We start from the raw sequence: 19,930 nt of genomic DNA, 5'->3' as shown, positions 1-19,930 counted from the left end.
CCGAACAGACCGGCAGGACAGTAGATGAACGCATTGTTTTCTTTCGGCGCCGCGGCGGGCGCCGACTTTCAGTTGGTCTGGCAGGATGGCGACCGCATGGTCGGCAGAGGCCGGCGCCCCGGTCCGGACGGCAAGCCGGAGGCCGTCCTGGCCGTGTGCCTGGCGACCGGGCATCCACTGCTCTCCAGCGTCGCGCGCCTCGAACACGAATACGGCCTGAAGGACGTGCTCGACGGCAACTGGGCAGTGAGGCCGATCGCGCTGGTGCGCGAGCATGGCCGTACCGTGCTGATCCTCGAGGATCCCGGCGGCGAGCCGCTGGCCGGCCTGCTGGGCCGCCCCATGGAGACCGGCCGTTTCCTGGACCTGGCCCTCGGCATTGCCGTGGCCCTCGATCGGCTCCATCAGCGGGGCATGGTCCACCGCGACCTCAAGCCGGCCCATATCGTGGTGAGCGATACGCCGACGGAGGTGCGCCTCACGGGGTTCGGGATCGCCTTGCGCCAGTCGCGCGAGCGCCTTGCCTTTGCGCCGCCCGACGAGATTGCCGGCACGCCGGCTTACATGGCCCCGGAGCAGACCGGGCGCATGAATCGGCCCATCGACGCGCGCAGCGATCTTTATTCGGTCGGTGTCACGCTCTACCAGATGCTGACGGGCGTGCTGCCCTTTGCCGCCGACGACCCGACGGACCTGTTGCATAGCCACCTCGCCCGGCGCCCCGTCCCGCCCGCTGCGCGCGTCCAGTCGATTCCGCCGGTCCTTTCCGCGATCGTGGTGAAGCTGCTCGCCAAGACGGCGGAAGAACGCTACCAGACCGCCGCCGCGCTCGAGGCCGACCTGCGGCGCGCGTGGGCCGAATGGCAGCGTCACGGGAGAATCCATTCGTTCACGCTGGGCGAATTCGACCTGCCCGACCGCCCGTTGATTCCGGCGCGCCTCTACGGACGCGAGCACGAGGTCGACACCTTGCGCACGGCCTTCGACAGGGTGGCGAGCCGGGGCATGCCCGAACTCGTGCTCGTGTCGGGCTACGCCGGGATCGGGAAGACCTCGGTCGTCCTTGCATTGCGCGGCGCGCTTGCGTCGAGCAACGTGCGCTATGCGTCGGGAAAGTTCGATCAATACAAGCGAGACATTCCGTATGCGACCCTGGCCCAGGCTTTCCAGGCCCTGATCCGTCCGCTGCTGGCCAAGAGCAATGCCGAGCTGGCGCCGTGGCGCGCCGCGCTGGCGCAGGCCGTCGGTTCGCACGGCGGCTTGCTGGTGCCGCTCATCCCCGAGCTCGGGCTGATTCTGGGGCATCAGGCACCCGTGCCGGACTTGCCGCCCCGCGAAGCGCAGCACGGCTTTCAAAGCGTATTCCGGCGCCTGCTGGGCGTGTTCGCGCAGCCCGCGCATCCGCTGATCCTGTTCCTCGACGATCTGCAATGGCTGGATGCGGCCACGCTGGCGCTTCTCGAGCACCTGACGACCCAACCGGACGTGCGCTACGTGCTGTTCATCGGTGCCTATCGCAGCAACGCAGTCGATTCGGACGCGCCATTGCTGCCGCGCCTGTCGGCGATCCGTGAGGCAGGCGGCCGAATCGTCGACGTGGTGCTCGGCCCGCTCGAGCGCAAGGATGCCGGCCGCCTCGTCGCCGATGTCCTGCATGCGTCGCCGGCGGACACCGAACCGCTCGCACGGCTCGTGCACGAGAAAACCGCCGGCAATCCGTTCTTTACCGTCCAGTTCCTTGCCGCGTTGGCCGAAGACGGCCTGCTCGTGCGCGGCACGGAATGGTCCTGGAATCTCGAGGAGATTCGCGCCCAGGGTTTCACCGACAATGTGGCCGATCTCATGCTTGCCAAGCTCAGGCGTCTGCCGGCCGCGACCCGTGATGCGCTGAAGCAACTGGCGTGTCTCGGCAACGACGTCGCGCTCGCGACGCTGGTCATGGTCCAGGGCAGCAGCGACGCGGAACTCGATGCCGGGTTGGGGCCGGCGATACGCGCGGGACTCGTGATGCGTGTCGGGGGCAGCTACCGTTTCCTGCACGATCGGATCCAGGAGGCGGCCTACGCGCTGATTCCCCGGGATGCGCGGCCGGCGACGCATCTCGCCATCGGGCGACGGCTCGCCGCAGGGACCGCGCCGGGGGCGCTTGCCGACTGTGTGTTCGAGATCGCCGGCCAGCTCAATCGCGGGGCGGCCCTCATGACGGCGCCCGACGAACGGCGGCACGCAGCCGAGCTGAATATCCTGGCCGCGCGGCGTGCCAAGGCATCGACCGCGTTTGCGTCGGCGCTGACCTATCTGGTCGCCGCTGCGGCGTTCGTGGAGGACGATGCGTGGCAGACGCGCCCGGACTTTGTATTCGCGCTGGAATTCCAACGGGCCGAATGCGAGTTTCTCACCGGGGCCTCGTCGGATGCCGACGTGCGTCTGGCCGATCTGGCGCACCGTGCGTCCGCACTACCGAACCTGGCCGCCGTCACCCGGCTGCGGCTGGAGATTTTTCTGGCCCTCGGTCAACGCGAACGCGCGGTCGAGGTGGGCCTCGATTACCTGCATCGCGCGGGCGTGCGATGTTCCGCGCACCCCGACTCCGATGAGGTTCTGCTGGAATATGCGCACCTGTGGCAGCAGTTGGGCGATCGTCCGATCGAGGCGCTGCAGGACCTGCCGCTCATGACCGATGCGGTCACCCGCGGGACGATGGACGTGCTCTCCGCGCTCATGCTGCCGGCCTGGTATACCGACGTGCGTCTCGGGTCGCTCATCATCGCCCGCATGGCGAATATCAGCCTGCAGTTCGGCAACATCGACGGGTCCTGTCTCGCGTATGCGTGGCTCGGCATGATCCTGGGGCCGCACTATGGCGACTACCAGGCGGCCTTCCGTTTCGGCCAGGTCGGGCGGAATCTGGTCGAGCAGCGCGGCATGGACTACTTCAAGGCGCGCGTGTACCAGGCGTTCGGCGGCCACGTGATGCAATGGACCCAACCGATCCGGAGCGCACGCGGCTTGATACGGTCGGCTTTCGACGTGGCGAGCGCGCTGGGCGACCTGACCTATGCGTCGTTCGCCCGCAACAACCTCATTACGCAGCTCCTCGCTTGCGGCGATCCGCTCGTCGAGGTCCAGAAGGAAGCCGACGCGGCGATCGGCTTCGCACGCCGGGCGAACTTCAATCTCGGCATCGACCGGGTGACCCCGCAGCTGCAGCTCGCCAAGATGTTGCGCGGCCTGACGCCGGTGTTCGGCTCGTTCGACGACGCGATGTTCCACGAGGCGCAATTCGAACGCTATCTGCTCAACGGATCGGCTTCGGCACTCGCGACCTGCTGGTACTGGGTGCGCAAGTTGCAGGCGCGCTTTCTGGCGGGCGACCACGCATCCGCGATCGCGGCAGCGAACCGGGCCGAACAACTGCTGTGGACGTCGCCTTCGTTTTTCGAGCAGGCGGAATACCACTTCTATGCCGCGCTGGCGCTGGCGGCGTCGTGCGACAAAAGCGGCGGGCCGGAACGGGCCGCGCACGAAGCGGCATTGGCCGCTCATCATCGGCAACTTCTGGTCTGGGTCGGTTTCTGCGCGGAGAATTTCGACGCGCGCGCCACCCTGGTGGGCGCCGAGATCGCGCGGCTCGCCGGGCGCGAACGCGAGGCCATGGATGATTACGAACAGGCCATTCGCTCCGCGCGCGACAACGATTTCGTCCATATCCAGGCACTGGCCAACGAATTGGCTGGCCGGTTCTATGCGGCGCGCGGCTTCGACAAGATTGCACGGGTCTATCTGCAGGACGCCCGGCGCGGGTATCTTCGCTGGGGCGCCGACGGCAAGGTACGGCAACTCGACGCGTTGTATCCGTACGTGCGGGGCGACGAGCGCACCCCGGGGCCGACGACGACGATCGGCGCGCCCGTCGAACATCTGGATCTTGCCACCGTCATATCGGTGTCGCAGGCCGTCTCCGGCGAGATCGTCCTCGACAAGCTGCTCGACACGCTGATGCGTACCGCGATTGCGCAGGCCGGGGCGGAACGCGGCGTGCTGATCCTGCCGGAAACGGACGGGCAGCGCGTCGTCGCCGAAGCCACGACGCAGGGCGATACCATCACGGTGCATCTGCGCGATGAAAGCGTGAGCGATGCCGCGCTGCCGACATCGATCCTCCATCATGTCGTGCGCACGCGCGAGAATGTCATTCTCGACGATGCGTCGGCCCCCGGTCCCTTCGCCGCGGATGCCTACCTGCAGCGGCATCAGGCCCGATCGGTCCTCTGTCTTCCGTTGATCGCGCAGGCCACGTTGACGGGTGTGCTCTATCTCGAGAACAATCTCGCGCCCCATGTCTTCGTGCCCGCCCGCACGGCGGTGCTGAAGATGCTTGCTTCGCAGGCCGCGTCAGCCATCGAGATATCGAGCTTGTACCGCGACCTCGCCGAGCGGGAAGCAAAGATCCAGCGGCTGGTCGAGGCCAACATCATCGGCATCTGCATCGGGCGCCTGGACGGCGAGATCCTCGAAGCCAACGATGCATTTCTTCGCATGCTGGGCTACGACCGAAGCGATCTCGCCGCCGCGCCGCTGCGCTGGACGGACCTGACGCCACCCGACTGGCTCGCGCGGGACGCGGCGCTGATCGAGCGACTCAGGGCCGGCGACACGTTGCCGCCATTTGAAAAGGAGTTCTACCGGAAGGACGGCAGCCGCGTGCCGGTCCTGATCGGCTGCGCGACTTATCAGGAGGACCGGAACGATTGCGTCGGGTTCGTGCTCGACCTGACCGAGCGCAAACGCGCGGAAGAAGCGCTGCAACAGATGCAGGGCGAACTCGCGCACGTGATGCGCGTGACGACGCTGAACGCGCTGACCGCGTCGATCGCACACGAGGTCAACCAGCCGCTGGCCGCCATCGTCACCAATGCCAATGCCGCTTTGCGCTGGATTGCGCGTGAACCGCCGAATCTCCCGGAGGTGCGCGAGTCCTTGCGGCGAATCTCCGAGGACGGCCACCGGGCCGGTGCTGTCATCGGAGGCATGCGCGCGCTGCTCAAGAAGACGGCCGGTGCCGCGGTGCAGGTCGACGTGAACGCGTTGATCGCCGATACGATCGGCCTCGTCCGGGGCGAACTGGGTCGCCATCGTATCGAGCTCCGGATGGACCTGATGGACGGGTTGCCGGAGATTTCGGGCGATCGGGTGCAACTCCAGCAGGTGCTGCTCAATCTGCTGATGAACGGTATCCAGGCCATGAAGGAGGTGGACGAGCGGCCGCGGGCGTTGCTGATCTGCACCGGCCTGCACCTGTCCGGCGCCGTGCTGGTTGCCGTCGAGGACGCGGGCGTCGGATTGGCGCCGGAACATCGGGAGCAGGTTTTCGAGACCTTTTTCACGACCAAGGCGGATGGCCTGGGCATGGGGCTGGCGATCTGCCGGTCGATCGTCGAGTCGCACGGGGGGCAGATGTGGGCGAGCCCCAACGTAGGCCCCGGTGCCGTGTTTCAGTTCACGCTTCCGCTTGGCCGCTAGACGATTCACCTCGCAGGCGGGCCAGCGTGGCGAGCGTCAGAGCGGCGCGTTGCAGATGCCGAGTTGCTGGGCCATCAGGACGAGATCGGCAAAGGTGCGTGCCTTCATCTTGCGCATGGCCTGGCCGCGATGGATCTTCACGGTGATCTCGCTGATACCCAGCTCGCCGGCGATCTGCTTGTTCAGTTGGCCCGTCACGACCAGGCGCATGACCTCGGTTTCCCGCGGCGTGAGGCTCTGGTAGCTGGCTTGCAGGTCATCGCGCTTTTGCGTGGCGTGGCGGCGGCGTCGATCCTTGTCCAGCGCAGCCGTCACGGCATCGAGCAGCGCCTGTTCGCGGAACGGTTTCGCCAGAAAATCCTCGGCGCCGGCCTTCATGGCAGCCACGGTCATCGGAATGTCGCCGTAGCCGGTCATGAAGATGATCGGGATCTGCACACCCATGCGGGACAGCCGGCCCTGCAGGTCGAGACCGCTTTGCCCGCGCAGCCTGACATCGAGCAACAGGCAAGTCGGCACGTCGGGAAACGCATGGGCCAGCAGTTCGGCAGCGGATGCGAACGTGGCGGTACGTACGCCGATCGATCGGAACATATTTTCCAATGCATCGCGAAGCGTCGCGTCGTCATCGACAACGAGCACCATCGCTTCATCGCTCGCCACGGTATCCGCGGTTCCGAAGCTGTCGATTGTCACGGTCTATCTCCAGTGCGCCCACGGGGCGCGTGAGGCATTGGGGCACGCCACAGCCTCACGAAACATTGCATTGCGTCCGGCCAACGGGATGGCCGGCTCCTTATATACCATGGGTTGGTGCCGTTCGCCGCATCGGAATGTATACCGGGCAACCTTGCTCTTGATGAACGGGGCGTGAAAGGCGCACATGCGGATGAACGCGTGGGACGGCCGGAAGGTGCGCGCTGCCCGGAGGCGGCTACGAGATCGGCATGGCTGCCGACGCGCGGGTGCCAGCAAGGTGATGCGCGGGGGGGGGCGAGGCGGCCGCCACGGCGGGTTCGATGTGAACGCACCGCGCTGGCCCGATGGCGTCTTCATCGCGCGCAAGACATGTCAGCTGCCGGCGCGCAACGCGTTCTCGATGCACCGGATCATGTCCGTGTCGCGAAACGGCTTGTAAAGGACGCACGTCGCGCCCATTGCAATCGCACGTTCGGCGAAGCCCTCGTGCGCAAATGCGGTCATGAAGATGACCGGCATCTCGAGATTGCGGGCGCGCAACGTCTCGGTCAGTGCGAAGCCGTCCATGCCGGGCATCTTCGCGTCGGTGATCACACAGGACAGGCACCGCAGCGACGCGCACTGCAGCAGCTCATCGCCACCTCCGAACAGCTGCACGTCAAAATCCAGGGAGCGCAGCAAGCCGCCCATGGCATGTCGGACGGCGACATCGTCGTCAACTACTGCAATGGTTGGGCGAGTTGTCACACCGACTCCTTGTACGAGCGTTGAGAGCTTATAACGCTCGACCGAAAGCGTAACACCGAATCGGGGGGCGCCTTATCATACGAAGGTATTGGTCACGCATCCCCGACGGGTCCCACCCTGCGTTGTGACCACGCTCCCGGATCCGGAAGAATCAGCCGTTCCGGGAATGGCAGGCGGGTGTCGGGTTCATGCCCGCGCACGAGTTGACTAATCAACTTGCCATTGTTTGCCGATTTTCAATGATGAATGGGAATGATGCAGAAATGCGTCGTATCGGTTGATAATCGGGTGCTTAGGCGTTGCAGCACAGCCCCGGGTGGAACAACGAGGTGGTGCATGACCGGCGCCTTCTCCGGTGGGCGTGCCGACATGCGCATGAGCGTCAGGAAGACGCATTGATGCGTGCGTGCAAGTATCGGCGGCCACGTGCGTTTCATCGAAACATCCAGAATGAATTAAATAAAGCATGTCGTAAATGACATCGCCTTTTTATTAAAAACATATTCTCGATGTCGGTGATGATGAGGTTTGGGTGCTCGGGTGGTTTCTGATTCCGTTCATCGTTTTTGCCGCGTGATGCTCCTCTGAAATGGCAGGTGGCGGCTTCCGCGCGAACCGGATTGTTATTCATTCCGATAACGTGAGCAGCCGTATTCGCCGGGGATGCCATCCGGCGCGGCGGGCCACCAGGCGCAGAGCGACGCCGGCGTGATGCCCGGCAGGCGGGCCCGGGCCACGGCGCGCGATCCTAAACCATTGGATAGTGGTTGGCATTGCATGCGCACCCTACGATACGGTCAAGCCTGTCACGCATGCCACCCGGCGATGCGGCGCCGCAGGCGACAGCGCATACTGCCTTTCCCGGCCGTGTGCGGCTTGCCAGCAATAGAAGCGGCGCACGAGCGGCGCACAAACGGGTGCCAACCATGTACACGTTCGGACAGGTGACGATTTCCCTTGAGTACCGCGAAGTACGCGTCGACGGCCAGCCGAAATATCTCGGCGCACGGGCATTCGAGATTCTCGAACTGTTGGTGAAAGCGGCCGGCAGGCTCGTGTCGAAGGACGAGATCATGCGTACCGTCTGGCCGAACACGGTCGTGGTCGAAAACAACATCCAGGTGCATGTGTCGACGCTGCGCAAGCTGTTCGGTGGCAAGCACGGATGGATACGTACCGAGGCGGGCCGCGGATACCGCTTCGCGCCACCGTCGGATTTCGCCGAATACTCGTTCGGCGACGACGTGCGACCGGCGACGGCGCGCGTGGGCGCATCGCCGCGAAAATGTCCGCTGATCGGCCGTGAAAACGAAGTTGCCGAACTGGTCGCGCTGCTCGAGCACGAAGCATTCGTGACGCTCGTCGGCCCGGGCGGTGTCGGCAAGACGCATCTGGCCCTGGAGGTGGCTGCCGCCTGGTCGGTGTCACACGGCATCGAGCTGCATCGGATCGATCTCGCGGGCTGGCCGCGTGGCACGGCGCTCGAATGCGCGGTGATAGAGGCACTCGACCGCCCGGGCGCGCACGACGCGGTGCCGGCCGACGTCGTCCGTGCGATCGGCGAGCGACGCATCGTGTTGGTGCTCGACAACGCGGAACTGCACGTCGATGCGCTGGCTACCCTGTGCGAGGCGATCGCCGGATCGAACCCGCGCGCGACGCTGATCGTGACGAGTCGCGAGCCCGTACGGGTGGCGGGCGAGCATGTCTACCGTGTCGCGCCGCTCGCCGTGCCTGCGCAAGGCGCGAGCGAAGCCGATATCGTCGCGTGCGGGGCCGTGCAGATGTTCCTGGCTCGCGCCCGTGCGATGGGAACCGACATTGCGGCGGATTCGCATACGCTCGACGCAGTCGCGACCGTGTGCAGCCGTCTCAGCGGCTTGCCGCTCGCGCTCGAGCTCGGCGCCGCCCGTGTTGCGTCGCTGGGTGTCCAGGGGCTCGCCGGCGACCTCGACAAGTCGCTGCTGTCGCTGTCCGGCGGATTGCGCACCGCACACCCGCGCCAGCAGACACTCCGGGCCACCGTCGAATGGAGCTACCGGCTGCTCGATACCGCCGAGCGCACCGTGCTCTGCCGGCTCGCGGCGTTTCCGGATGCGTTCCCGCTCGATGCGGCGTGCGCGCTCGCCGCGTGCGACGAACTGGGCGACGAGCAGGTGCTCGACTGCCTCGTCGGTCTCGCGTCGAAATCGCTGCTTGTCGTCCACCCGATGGGGCTTTCCAAACGCTATTCGCTACTCGAGATCGTTCGCGCGTATGCGCTCGAGAAGCTGGCTGAATCCGGCGAGTCGGGCCACGTCCAGGCGCGCTGCGCGGCGTTCGCCGCGGGAGCGTCGACGTGCGTACCACTGCCGCAATTGGCGTTTGCCGGCGCGCAGTCGGCACCTGCCGGCCTGCATTGGGCCTGATGCACCGATAGCGTGCCCGTTGCCGCACGCGCACGCACGGCGGCGCGCGTCGGCGGCGTCCAGCCGCCCCCCAGCGCACGCACGAGACTCACCGTCGCGATCGCGAGCGCCTGCCGGCTGTGAATCAGCTGACGGCGCACGTTCAGCGCATCGCGATCGGCGTCGATGACTTCGAGGTAGCTGACATAACCGTGCGCGTAGCGGCTCAGCGACAGTCGCGCCGCGACATCCGTCGCGCGTGCCGCATTTTCGTAGCGCACGATCCGTTCCTTTTCCGCGGCGATGTCGTTGAGCGCGTCCTGCACGTCGCGCAATGCACCGATTGCGCTCGCGCGATAGTTCGCCTCGGCGATGTCCGTGCCGGCGCGTGCGGCCGCCACCGCGGCCGCGCGCTTGCCGCCGTCGAACAGCGTCAACGCGACGTTTGCGCCGAGGCTCCACAGCGAACTGTTGTGGTCGAGAAACGACCGCAGGTCGCGGGTCGCGAAGCCGCCATCGGCGGTCAGCGTCAGCGCCGGCAACCACGCGGTGCGGGCGATGCCGAGCTCGAGCGACGCCGCATCGGCGCGCCGCGCGGCGGCGAACACGTCCGGCCGGCGCGCAAGCAGCGTCGACGGCAGCCCGGCCGGCACGTCGGGCACCTGCACGGGCACGGTGCTCGTGCGGATCTCGAATGCGGTCGGGGACGCGCCGGTCAGCACCGCGATGGCGTCGACGAGATGCTCGCGCAACCGCTGGCTGTCCGCGAGATCGGCGCGTGCCGTATCGAGATCGGCCGACGCGCGCAGTGCGTCGAGGTCGCTCGCGGCACCGGCCCGCACGCGTGCGGCGATCACGTCGAGCGCGGTGCGGCGCAGCCCGATCGCTCTGTCGAGTGTCGCGAGATCGTCGTCGACGTAGCGCAGCGTCAGGTAGTCGACGGCGACTTCGGTCGCGATCCGCAGGCGGACCGCATCGCGATCGGCCGCGGCCTGCAGCACGTTCTGGGCACCGATGTCGGCATCGCCGCGCAGCCGCCCCCACAAATCGACTTCGTAGCTCGCGGCGACGGGAACCGACCAGTTGCGCATCGTGCGTTTCGGCAGTGCATTGTCGACCGTGCTGGACACGCGCGTGCGGCTGAACGACGGATCGACGCGCACGGCCGGCGCAAGCGCCGCATCGCGCATGCCGAGCAGCGCTTGCACCTGGTCGACGCGCGCGGCTGCCGCGCGGACGTCGAGGTTGTGCGCGAGCGCGGCGTCGACCAGCGTGCCGAGCTGCGGATCGTCGAACCACGCGGGCCACGCGTCCGGCGACGGCGCGCGCTCGGCCGACGGATCGGCGTGCAGGAACCGGTCGTGCCCGAGCGGAACCCGCGCGAGCGGTTGCGGCGCGATCGAGCAGGCGGTGAGCAGGCTCGCGGCGAGCAGGGCCGATGCGCGCTTCATCGCGATTCGCGGCTGTGCCGCAGCGTGACGACGACCGACAGCCCGGGCCGGATGCGCGGCTCCGCCGCGGCAGGGCCGTCGAGCAGGATCTTCACGGGCACGCGCTGCGTGACCTTCGTGAAATTGCCGGTCGCGTTGTCGGGCGGCAGCAGTGCGAACTGGGCGCCCGTCGCGGGCGACAGGCTGTCGATCCGGCCGGTGAAGGTGTGCTGCGGCAGCGCATCGAAGCGCAACTGCACGACGTCGCCGGCCCGCACGTGCCGAAGCTGCGTCTCGCGGAAGTTGGCAACGATCCACGGATGCGGCTCGACCAGCGTGAGCAGCGCCTGGCCGGGCGCGACATGCTCGCCGGTCTCCACGGTCTTCTTGCCGACGTAACCATCCGACGGTGCGACGACGGTCGTGTACCCGAGCTGAAGCAGCGCATCGCGCAATTCGGCGTCGTTCTGTGTCGACGCGGCGTCGGCGGCCTCCGACGCAGCCAGCGCGCTGCGCCGTTGCGCGTCGGCCGCCGTGACGCGCGCACGAGCGGACTTGCGCGCGGCATCGGCCGCATCGAACTCCTGCCTCGATAGGCCGCGCGGCGTCTCGCGAGTCAGTTCGCGCGCGCGGGCGTAATCGAGGTCGGCTTTTTCGGCATCGGCGCGCGCGGACACGAGCGCCGCATCGGCCTGCTCGATCAGCGCCCGTGCGCGACTCGCATCGGCATGCGTCTGCGCGACGCGTGCCCGCTGCGCCGCGACGCGCACGTCGAAGTCGCGCCGGTCGATCTGCACGAGTGCGTCGCCCGCATGGACGAACTGGTTGTCGTCGACGAACACGTGCTCGACCGTGCCGGTCACACGCGGCGAGATCACGTGCAGGTGACCGGTGACATAGGCATCGTCGGTGCCGAGATCGCGCGTGTCGAACGCGTGCAGAAGCAGCGCGACGAGCAGCAGCGCGACCACCGCGATCGCGACGATGAGCGGCTTGCGAGCGTGAGTGCGCACGGGCGCGGCCGACACAGCGGGCGGTGTATCGGAGGGCGGCGGGGTCATGATCGGCAAACTCCATCGTACGGGCAGGATTCGACGCATCGCGTTATGCTTGCGCCAGCTTGACAGGCGGGAGCCGCTCGACGATGAACACCACGTTCGCCCCCGGTAGTGCCGCGGTGCCGGCTGCCGGCTCCGCTTCCGACATCCCTACGTTTCGTTCGATCGCGGCAATCGCGGCCGTGTTGCTCGGCGCGATCATCGCGACGCTGACGTCGCGCATCACGTCGCTCGGGCTCGCCGACGTGCGCGGCGCACTCGGCGCGGGTTTCGACGAAGGCGCGTGGATCAACACCGCATTTTCGGCATCGCAGATGTTCGTCGGGCCGCTCGCGATCGCGGCGGCGTTCGTGTTCGGCACACGCCGCGTGCTGCTCGCGGGCGCCGTGGTGTTTCTGTGCGCCGAAAGCGTGCTGCCGCTCTGCACGCAATTCGGCGCGTTCATCGTGTTTCAGGCGATCGCCGGGCTTGCGTCGGGCGTGTTCGTGCCGCTGACGATCGGCTTCGTCGTCCGCACGCTGCCGCCGCGGCTCATTCCGTTCGGCATCGCCGCGTATGCGATGAATCTCGAGATGTCGCTCAACCTGTCGGCCACGCTCGAAGGCTGGTACAGCGAGCACCTGAGCTGGCACTGGTTGTTCTGGCAGAACGCGATGCTGACCGTGCCGTTCATCGCGTGCCTGATGCTGTCGCTCGCCGACGAGCCGGTCAGGCGCTTCGCGTCCGGCATCGATGCGCGCGGCATGCTGCTCGGCGCGGGCGGCTTCACGTGTCTGTGCATCGCACTCGACCAGGGCGAGCGGCTGTTCTGGCTCCAGTCGCCGTTGATCGTCGCATTGCTGGCCATCGGCATCCTGATGGTCGCCGCGTTCCTGATCCACGAGCTCGCGTCGTCGCGTGCAGGCCTCGATCTGAGCTATCTCGTGCGGCCCAATATCGCACTGCTGATCGTGCTCGTCGGCCTCGTGCGCTTCACCGTGCTCAACACGAGCTTCATCCCGTCGCTGTTCCTGGCCAGCACGTACGGGCTGCGTCCGTTGCAGATCGGCGATACGCTGCGCTGGATCGCGATCCCGCAGCTGCTGTTCGCGCCGTGCGTCGCACTGCTGCTGCAACGCTTCGATCCGCGCCGGCTGATCGTCGCGGGATTCGTGATGGTGGCGATTGCGTTCGCGCTCGGTTCGTCCCTGACGCCGGCGTGGGCCGAGCCCAATTTCATTCCGTCGCAACTGCTGCAGGCGCTCGGGCAGACGATGGCGCTCACGTCGGTGATCGTCTTCTTCGGCAAGCACGTGACGGCCGAGCATGCGCTGACGTTCGGCGCCGTCGTGCAGACGACGCGCCTGCTGAGCGGGCAGCTCGGTACGACGGCGATCGCCGTGATTCAGCGTATCAGAGAGGCAACCCATTCGAATCTCGTCGGTCTGCATGTGTCGCTGTCGGATCCGGAAACGCTCGAGCGGCTGCGGGCCGGTGCGGCGTCGCTCGTGTCGCACGGCGCCACGCTCGCGACCGGCAACCAGGCCGCCTATGCGCTCGTCGATCGCGCGGTGCGCGTGCAGGCGACCACGCTCGCGCTGGCCGACAACTTCCGCGTGGCGATGGCATTCGCGCTCGCCGGTGCGCTGATCGGCATGGTGCTGCGGCCGGCGCGTGCGCCGTGAGCATGCCGCGCGTATCTGAAATGTCCTGAAAAATCCTGAGCGGCGTCTGCCGCCACGGCATAGCCGCCGCGGCGACAGACGGCGCGCTTATGCCTGAAGGAACGCGAGCAGTTCCGCATTGATGCGATCGGCGCTCACGACGCACATCCCGTGCGAGCCGCCTTCGATCACCTTCAGCACCGCATGCTTCACGATCTTCGACGACAGTCGCGCCGAATCGTCGATCGGCACGATCTGGTCGTCATCGCCGTGCAGCACGAGCGTCGGCACGTCGAACTTCTTCAGGTCGTCGGTGTAGTTGACTTCCGAGAACTCCTTCACGCACAGGTACTGGCCGTGAATGCCGCCCATCATCCCCTGCGACCAGAATGCGTCGATCGTGCCTTGCGACACCTTGGCGTTCGGGCGGTTGAAGCCGAAGAACGGCACGGCGAGGTCCTTGTAGAACTGCGAACGGTTCTCCGCGACGTTCTTGCGGATGCCGTCGAACACGTCCATCGGCAGGCCGCCGGGGTTGGTGGCCGACTTCACCATCTGCGGCGGCACCGCGCCGATCAGCACGGCCTTCGCCACGCGCTTCGTGCCGTGTCGCCCGATGTAGCGCGCCACTTCGCCGCCGCCGGTGGAGTGACCGACGAGCGTCGCTTCGCGCACGTCGAGCGCATCCAGCAGCGCCGCGAGATCGTCCGCGTACGTGTTCATGTCGTTGCCTTGCGACGGCTGGCTCGAACGGCCGTGGCCGCGGCGGTCGTGCGCGATCACGCGATAGCCGTGCTGCACGAGGAACAGCATCTGTGCGTCCCACGCGTCGGCACACAGCGGCCAGCCGTGCGAGAACACGACCGGGCGGCCGGTGCCCCAGTCCTTGTAGTAAATCTGCGTGCCGTCCTTCGTGGTGATCGTGTTCATCGTGTGCGCTCCTGGGTGGGCTGAAGAGGGGTTGCGGGCAGGCGTGCCGGCCGCGGCTGCCATCGAGGGCAGCGCGGCTGCCGCGGCTGCCGCGACGGCCGTCGCGCCGGCCAGCAGCATGTCGCGGCGGCGGGCCGACGAAACTGAATCGGTCTGTTCGGGGTGCATCTGGACTCCTGATGTATGTGGCGGCGACGCCGCACGGGATGATGGATCGGTGGCGATCGGCTGCGGCCATCCCGCCGGCAGCCAGTCGGCCGGCTTCGTCGTACGCCGACTGGTGCGGCGCGGACGAGCGAATGCCGTCGGGAGCGTATCCCGGTGCGGTGCGCGTCGTACTGAAATCCGGCTGAATTTTCTTGAATCAGCCATGCACGCGCATGGAATCGCGGCAACGCAGAAAAATTAAGCGAGTCATCGAGACTCTTCAGCGGGCGGCGACTATCGTCAGCATCGGGCCACCCGCCGCACGTTGCGGCGGCTTGCACCGGTGCAAGCCGCCGGCGCAACACGTCTCGCGGAACGCGAACGGGCCCGATTCGCCCGGACCGCTCGTCACTTGCCTGTATATGCCGCCATGAACGAATTCAATCGCTGGGAGCACATGATCACGTCGCTATGGCCGTCGCCCGCCACGGGCCTCCGGTTGATGCCGCGCGTGACGGACACGGACGGTTCGCGCCGTCTTCATCGGAACAACGCGCCGATGCAGTCGAGCGGCGCCGCGCGCCGCCGCAGCGCGATCACTGCCGCCGAACGACAGACCGATTCGTCGGTCCTGGTGTCGTGGAGCGACCCGACCCGCTGCCGATACGGCGAGCAGCGCTGGATCAGTGCCAAGGCGCGTGCGCGCGGGTGCTGCGCGCTGACCGGACAGCCGATCAGGACCGGAGACGCGATCTACAAGCCGCAGTGGCGCGGCGCGAAGCGTCCGGCGAACTGTGGCGAGATGATCCTTGCTTCGGCGCTCCACCAATTCGCCGCGAGGCAGTCGCACGCGTAAAGCGGTGCGATGCATCGCATGCGTCCGCCGCGGCCGGCTGCCGAATCCCGGCAGGGGAGAGGTCCGGAGGCAGCGATCACCGGATCGCACCGCACTGTCGACGGGGGCACGACGCGTCGTCGAATGCGATTCGAATTAAACCGGAAACGAATCGCATTTAACCAAAAAGATAATTTAATTAGTTATTGGGTAGACGTATTCGTGAAAGCAGGTCCGGTTCAAGCCTGAAAGGCGTTGTGGCGCAGTCTCGATTGTTTCTCTGAATCGGGTGACGGGCGTTGAAGGTCTTTTGCTTACTTCAAAAAATTCGATTGTTTCATTCTGATTATTTGAATCATTAAGTCATGCAAATACCGTAGCATTGACGCAGGACAGGCGCACTCCCTCGGCAGCGCGCAGTTGAACGTCATCTACAAGAAATTTCCATGATCCGGATTGGAACACTTCACGTCTTTCTCGACAGGCGTGAAATTCGTTCGAACGGCAAGCTGCTGCGCATCGGCAGCCGCGCATTCGACATTCTCGAATTATTGATTCGGGCGAACGGCGCGCTGGTATCGAAAGACGAAATCATGCAGCACGTCTGGCCTCACACGGTGGTGGAGGAAAACAACCTGCAGGTGCATATCGCATCGTTGCGCAAGGCGCTGGCCGACGACCGGAACCTGATCGTGACGGTGCCGGGCCGCGGCTATCGGCTGGTCGCCGGGCGGGACGACGGCGAGCCGTCCGCGCGCCTCGCGACCTTGCGGCCGGCCGCCGTGCCGAGCGCGCTGTTCGGCCGCGAAGAGACGCTCGCCGAGGTGCTGGCCGCCTTGCAGGTCGCACGCGTCGTGACGCTGGTCGGCGCGGGCGGGATCGGCAAGACGCGGATCGCAATCGAGGTGGCCGCGCGAGCCGAGAAGCGTTTTCCGGAAGGGACAGTCATCGTGTCGCTGGCGACGGTCGCGTGTCCGCACTTCGTACCCGACGTGCTCGCGGGCGCGTTCGGCATCGCGCAGTCGGCCGGGCCGCTGACGCTCGATGCGGTGCTGGCCAGTGTCGCGCGGCGCCGGATGCTGCTCGTGCTCGACAATTGCGAACACTTGCTCGATGCTGCCGCGCAGATCGCCAGCGCGCTCACCGACGCCGACGACGGGCTGTGCGTGCTGGCGACGAGCCGCGAGTCATTGCGCATCCAGGGTGAACGCGTGTGTCCGGTACCGCCGCTCGACGTGCCCGACGAACGTGCGGCCGAGCACGACGCGATGAACGCAAGCGCCGTGCAGTTGTTCGTGGCGCGTGCATGTGCGGCCGACCCGCGCTTTCCGCTCGACGCGCGCAGCCTGTCGTTGATGGCATCGGTCTGTCGCCGCCTCGACGGCCTGCCGCTCGCGATCGAACTGGCCGCGGCCCGTGCTGCCGTGCTCGGCATCGACGTGCTGGCCGTTCATCTCGACGATCACTTCAGGCTGCTGACCAGCGGCTTTCGTACTGCGCTTCCGCGCCATCAGACGCTGCAGGCGATGTACGACTGGAGCTACCGGCTGTTGAGCGATGCCGAGCGGCTGCTGTTGCGGTGGCTCGGTGTGTTCGGCGACAGCTTCTCGATCGGGGCCGTGCGCGAGATCGTCGGCACGAACGGTCCGGCCGGCGCCGAACTGCTCGACACGATCGCCGGGCTCGTGTCCAAGTCGCTGCTGATCCTCGAGATCATGCACGGCATGCCGCGCTATCGGCTGCTCACGACCACACGGGCCTACGCGCGGCAGCAGCTCGAGATTCAGGGCGAGTACCCGGCAGCGGCACGTGCCCACCTGGCCTATTTCCTGAAGGTATTCAGGCATGCGCCCGGCGGCGACGAGCCGGGCAACGGGCCGCGCGGCAGCACCCGGCTCGAGGTGGTGCGGCACGAACTCGGCAACCTGCGCGCCGCGCTCGACTGGGCGTTCTCCGCGTGCGGCGACCCGGCGCTCGGCATCGCGCTTGCGGCCGTCGCGGTGCCGTGCCTGTTCGACTTGTCGCTCGTCGACGAATGCCACGAACGGGCGCGCGTGGCGCTCGACGCGATGCACGATGCCGATGCGACACCGGCATCCACCGATGCACGCGTGCGATTGCGGACCGCCTATGCGGCAGCGCTTGCCCATACGGCCGGATCGACGCCGACCGTGCACGACGCGTGGCTGCCGGTGCATGCGCTCGGACTCGATGTGCTCGACGTCGAAGCGCCTTTGCGCGAATCGTGACGCGGCGCGCGCATCGCGCGGCGGGGCTCCGGCGCATGCTTCAGAACGTTTCAGACCCGATACAGGACGGCGGCAGGGCGCGCGCGTAGATTGCGTGAGCGGCGCGCGCCGGCATGCATGCCGCGATCGACCGCGCTCGGGGGCCCGTATTGCGTGACGCCGCCGACCGCGCGTGTCGGCACCGCATCCCGCCCAACCGGACGACCCTTGCATGAAACCTGCCCAACCGGATTTTTCCCGCCACGCGACCGACCTCGGTCTGCTATTCCTGCGCGTGACTGCCAGCGTGCTGTTGATCGTCGTCCACGGCCTGCCCAAAGTCGTGCACTACACGGCCGAAGCGGCCGTCATCGAGGATCCGTTCCATCTCGGGCGCACGCTGTCGATCCTGTTCGCGATTTTCGCGGAAGTCGTGTGCCCGGTCTTCATGATCGTCGGTGTGTGGTCGAGACTCGCGGCGCTCCCGGTGATGATCATCACCGTCGTGGCGCTCGCGTTCGTTCATCCGGACTGGTCGCTGCGCGACGGGCAGTTCGCGTGGATGCTGCTGATCCTGTTCGGCACGATCGCGATCGCCGGCGCCGGCCGATATACGCTGCCGGGCCTGCTGCTTCGGCGCACGTAGCGCGACCGCGGGCACTGCCCGCAGGCCCCCGATGACTGCTTCGCCGCGTCGGCAGACGGCCCGTCGGCCGATGGCCGGGCGAGCCCTGTTTCCGTTCCGATATGTTGAATCTCTCCGACACGGCGCTCTACGGGGCGCCGATCGTGCTGGCTGATCTGGTCGCGTGGCGCGTGCTGGAGCGCGGTCGCTCCGTGGCCCGGGCGGTGTGGCGGTGTGCGGCATTTGCCGCGTTGACGTCCGTGCTGTTCGCGACCGGCGTCAGCCCGCTCGCTGCGCCCGCATCGGCCGGGGCGCTCGACCGGCTCGCGCTCCAGGCGCTCTGCGTCGCGTGGTGGCTCCAGTGTGCGATCGTATTCAGTCTGTTGCTCGATCATGTGCTGCTGCCGCGAGCGTGGCGCAGCCAGCGGCTCTTTCACGATATCGCGGCGGGCATCGTGTTCGGTGCGGCCGCGGTGGCCGCGCTGGGCTACGTGCTTGGCCTGCCGTTGAGCGGCCTGGTCGCGACCTCCGGCGCGGTGGCGGTGATACTCGGTCTCGCGCTCCAGAACACGCTGAACGACGTGTTCTCCGGGCTCGTTCTGAGTACCACGCAGCCGTTCCGCCCGAACGATATCGTTTCCATCGATGAGCGGGAGGGACGAATCGTCGAAAGCAACTGGCGCGCAACGAAGATGATCGACGGCCTCGGCAACCTGGTCGTCGTGCCGAACAGCGCCGCAGCCCGGGCGACGATCGTGAACCACAGCGAACCGGCCGGCCTACACGGGGTCACGCTGACGCTCGACATCGATCCCGGGGTACGGCCGGCCGTCGTCATCGACGCCCTCGAGCGCGCCGCGGCCAGTTCGCTCGACGTGCTGGCCAGTCCCGCATCGACCGCCGCCGTGAAGGTGTTCGGGACGAATGCGATCGAGTACGAACTCGTCTGTTACGTCGATACGCTCGAGAAGAAGCTCGCCGTACGCAACCGCCTCTACGACCTGGCCCACCGGCATCTGGCGGCTGCGGGCGTCGCGTGGCGTCCACTCGCGGGTACCGCGCCGGCAACGGCGCCGGACGGCCGCTTCACATCGCGTCGCGCGCTGTCGCTGCGTGCGGTCGAACTGTTCGCGCGCGTCGACGACGACGATCTGGCGATGCTGGCCGATGCGCTGGTATCGCGTGCGTTCGGCAAGGGGGAGGTGATCTATGCGTCGAATTCCGATACGCGCGTGCTGACGATCATCGAATCAGGTGTCGCGACGGTGTCGGTGCCGGGCGTGACGGGAGACGCGGAGGTCCGCCGGATGGCGCCGGGCGATGCGATCGGGCAGTCGGTCGTGCTCGCCGGCACGCGGCTTCACGCGACGGTCCGTGCCGTGACTGCGGTGACCGCCCATCAGCTTCGCAGCGAGGATCTCGCATCGCTGATCGACAGGAAGCCCGATCTCGGCCGATTGATGTGCGAATCCGTCACCGAACACATCGCGACCGAGGAAAGGATGCTGATTCCGCCGGCCGAGAAGACGCATGCATCGTTCAGCCTGATGGCGTGGCTTGAGAAGGAAATGAAGCGCCTGCACGATTCGCGCGGTTAACGCGGGTTCGGCCGTGCGGCGCTGCCGGCGGCGCGCAGCCGGCCGGCAGAAGCGGGGGCGCATGCAGGCGCACAGACTGC

12 protein-coding genes and 1 pseudogene are annotated in these 19,930 nt (G+C 66.9%); 8 read left to right on the top strand and 5 right to left on the bottom strand.

Annotated elements, in window-relative coordinates:
* The first annotated feature begins 24 nt into the window (after positions 1-24).
* Positions 25-5,523, top strand: a complete 5,499-nt coding sequence (locus tag OHZ10_RS36400; protein ID WP_342706113.1) for a trifunctional serine/threonine-protein kinase/ATP-binding protein/sensor histidine kinase — start codon at positions 25-27, stop codon at positions 5,521-5,523.
* A 36-nt stretch (positions 5,524-5,559) separates the two neighbouring features.
* Here the strand turns inward: OHZ10_RS36400 and OHZ10_RS36395 are convergent, their stop codons facing one another.
* Complete coding sequence (locus OHZ10_RS36395) at positions 5,560-6,168, bottom strand: response regulator transcription factor (RefSeq protein ID WP_340626311.1); 609 nt, start codon at positions 6,166-6,168, stop codon at positions 5,560-5,562.
* A 426-nt stretch (positions 6,169-6,594) separates the two neighbouring features.
* Positions 6,595-6,969 carry a response regulator transcription factor gene (locus OHZ10_RS36390; RefSeq protein WP_340626201.1) on the bottom strand — a complete coding sequence of 125 codons (375 nt, stop codon included), beginning with the start codon at positions 6,967-6,969 and terminating at the stop codon, positions 6,595-6,597.
* 812 nt (positions 6,970-7,781) lie between these two features.
* On the opposite strand from OHZ10_RS36390, the pseudogene OHZ10_RS36385 reads away from it, so the two are divergent.
* Positions 7,782-8,159: pseudogene (locus OHZ10_RS36385) on the top strand (winged helix-turn-helix domain-containing protein); the annotation flags it as partial.
* Positions 8,160-9,196: 1,037 nt separating this feature from the next.
* Here OHZ10_RS36385 and OHZ10_RS36380 read toward each other — a convergent pair.
* A complete protein-coding gene (locus tag OHZ10_RS36380) occupies positions 9,197-10,807 on the bottom strand; it encodes an efflux transporter outer membrane subunit (RefSeq protein WP_342706112.1) in 1,611 nt (536 codons plus the stop codon).
* Positions 10,804-11,847, bottom strand: coding sequence for an HlyD family secretion protein (locus OHZ10_RS36375; RefSeq protein ID WP_340626199.1), 1,044 nt, complete (start codon positions 11,845-11,847; stop codon positions 10,804-10,806). Before OHZ10_RS36375 ends, OHZ10_RS36380 begins: the two co-directional genes overlap by 4 nt.
* 83 nt (positions 11,848-11,930) lie before the next feature.
* Between OHZ10_RS36375 and OHZ10_RS36370 the strand changes: the two genes are divergently transcribed.
* Complete coding sequence (locus tag OHZ10_RS36370) at positions 11,931-13,508, top strand: MFS transporter (RefSeq protein WP_340626198.1); 1,578 nt, start codon at positions 11,931-11,933, stop codon at positions 13,506-13,508.
* Positions 13,509-13,595: 87 nt separating this feature from the next.
* On the opposite strand, the gene OHZ10_RS36365 is transcribed toward OHZ10_RS36370, so the two are convergent.
* Positions 13,596-14,417 carry an alpha/beta hydrolase gene (locus OHZ10_RS36365; protein WP_342706111.1) on the bottom strand — a complete coding sequence of 274 codons (822 nt, stop codon included), beginning with the start codon at positions 14,415-14,417 and terminating at the stop codon, positions 13,596-13,598.
* Here OHZ10_RS36365 and OHZ10_RS36360 point away from each other — a divergent pair.
* From OHZ10_RS36360 to OHZ10_RS36340, 5 genes are all read left to right on the top strand, one after another.
* Entirely contained in the window at positions 14,401-14,826 is a 426-nt protein-coding gene (locus tag OHZ10_RS36360; protein ID WP_342706110.1) for a hypothetical protein, read from the top strand. The two genes, OHZ10_RS36365 and OHZ10_RS36360, sit on opposite strands and share 17 nt — an antisense overlap.
* A 168-nt stretch (positions 14,827-14,994) precedes the next feature.
* Positions 14,995-15,420 carry a DUF3331 domain-containing protein gene (locus OHZ10_RS36355; RefSeq protein WP_340626310.1) on the top strand — a complete coding sequence of 142 codons (426 nt, stop codon included), beginning with the start codon at positions 14,995-14,997 and terminating at the stop codon, positions 15,418-15,420.
* A gap of 425 nt (positions 15,421-15,845) precedes the next feature.
* Complete coding sequence (locus OHZ10_RS36350) at positions 15,846-17,648, top strand: winged helix-turn-helix domain-containing protein (RefSeq protein WP_342706109.1); 1,803 nt, start codon at positions 15,846-15,848, stop codon at positions 17,646-17,648.
* A gap of 211 nt (positions 17,649-17,859) precedes the next feature.
* Complete coding sequence (locus OHZ10_RS36345; protein WP_342706108.1) at positions 17,860-18,273, top strand: DoxX family protein; 414 nt, start codon at positions 17,860-17,862, stop codon at positions 18,271-18,273.
* Between the two features lie 101 nt (positions 18,274-18,374).
* The gene (locus tag OHZ10_RS36340; RefSeq protein ID WP_340626194.1) at positions 18,375-19,850 is read left to right on the top strand and encodes a mechanosensitive ion channel family protein; all 1,476 of its coding nucleotides are present in this window, start codon (positions 18,375-18,377) and stop codon (positions 19,848-19,850) included.
* The last annotated feature ends 80 nt before the right edge of the window (positions 19,851-19,930 follow it).

It is taken from the genome of Burkholderia arboris (genome assembly GCF_038723655.1).
GTDB lineage: Bacteria > Pseudomonadota > Gammaproteobacteria > Burkholderiales > Burkholderiaceae > Burkholderia > Burkholderia arboris.
This window is presented reverse-complemented; position numbering and strand designations above follow the sequence as displayed.

Excerpts from the sequence above, each read along its gene's own strand:
- OHZ10_RS36365 (WP_342706111.1), bottom strand. The coding sequence starts at position 14,417 with ATGAACACGATCACCACGAAGGACGGCACGCAGATTTACTACAAGGAC.
- OHZ10_RS36345 (WP_342706108.1), top strand. The coding sequence starts at position 17,860 with ATGAAACCTGCCCAACCGGATTTTTCCCGCCACGCGACCGACCTCGGT.
- OHZ10_RS36400 (WP_342706113.1), top strand. The coding sequence starts at position 25 with ATGAACGCATTGTTTTCTTTCGGCGCCGCGGCGGGCGCCGACTTTCAG.
- OHZ10_RS36370 (WP_340626198.1), top strand. The coding sequence starts at position 11,931 with ATGAACACCACGTTCGCCCCCGGTAGTGCCGCGGTGCCGGCTGCCGGC.
- OHZ10_RS36350 (WP_342706109.1), top strand. The coding sequence starts at position 15,846 with ATGATCCGGATTGGAACACTTCACGTCTTTCTCGACAGGCGTGAAATT.
- OHZ10_RS36380 (WP_342706112.1), bottom strand. The coding sequence starts at position 10,807 with ATGAAGCGCGCATCGGCCCTGCTCGCCGCGAGCCTGCTCACCGCCTGC.
- OHZ10_RS36375 (WP_340626199.1), bottom strand. The coding sequence starts at position 11,847 with ATGACCCCGCCGCCCTCCGATACACCGCCCGCTGTGTCGGCCGCGCCC.
- OHZ10_RS36340 (WP_340626194.1), top strand. The coding sequence starts at position 18,375 with ATGTTGAATCTCTCCGACACGGCGCTCTACGGGGCGCCGATCGTGCTG.
- OHZ10_RS36355 (WP_340626310.1), top strand. The coding sequence starts at position 14,995 with ATGAACGAATTCAATCGCTGGGAGCACATGATCACGTCGCTATGGCCG.
- OHZ10_RS36395 (WP_340626311.1), bottom strand. The coding sequence starts at position 6,168 with ATGGTGCTCGTTGTCGATGACGACGCGACGCTTCGCGATGCATTGGAA.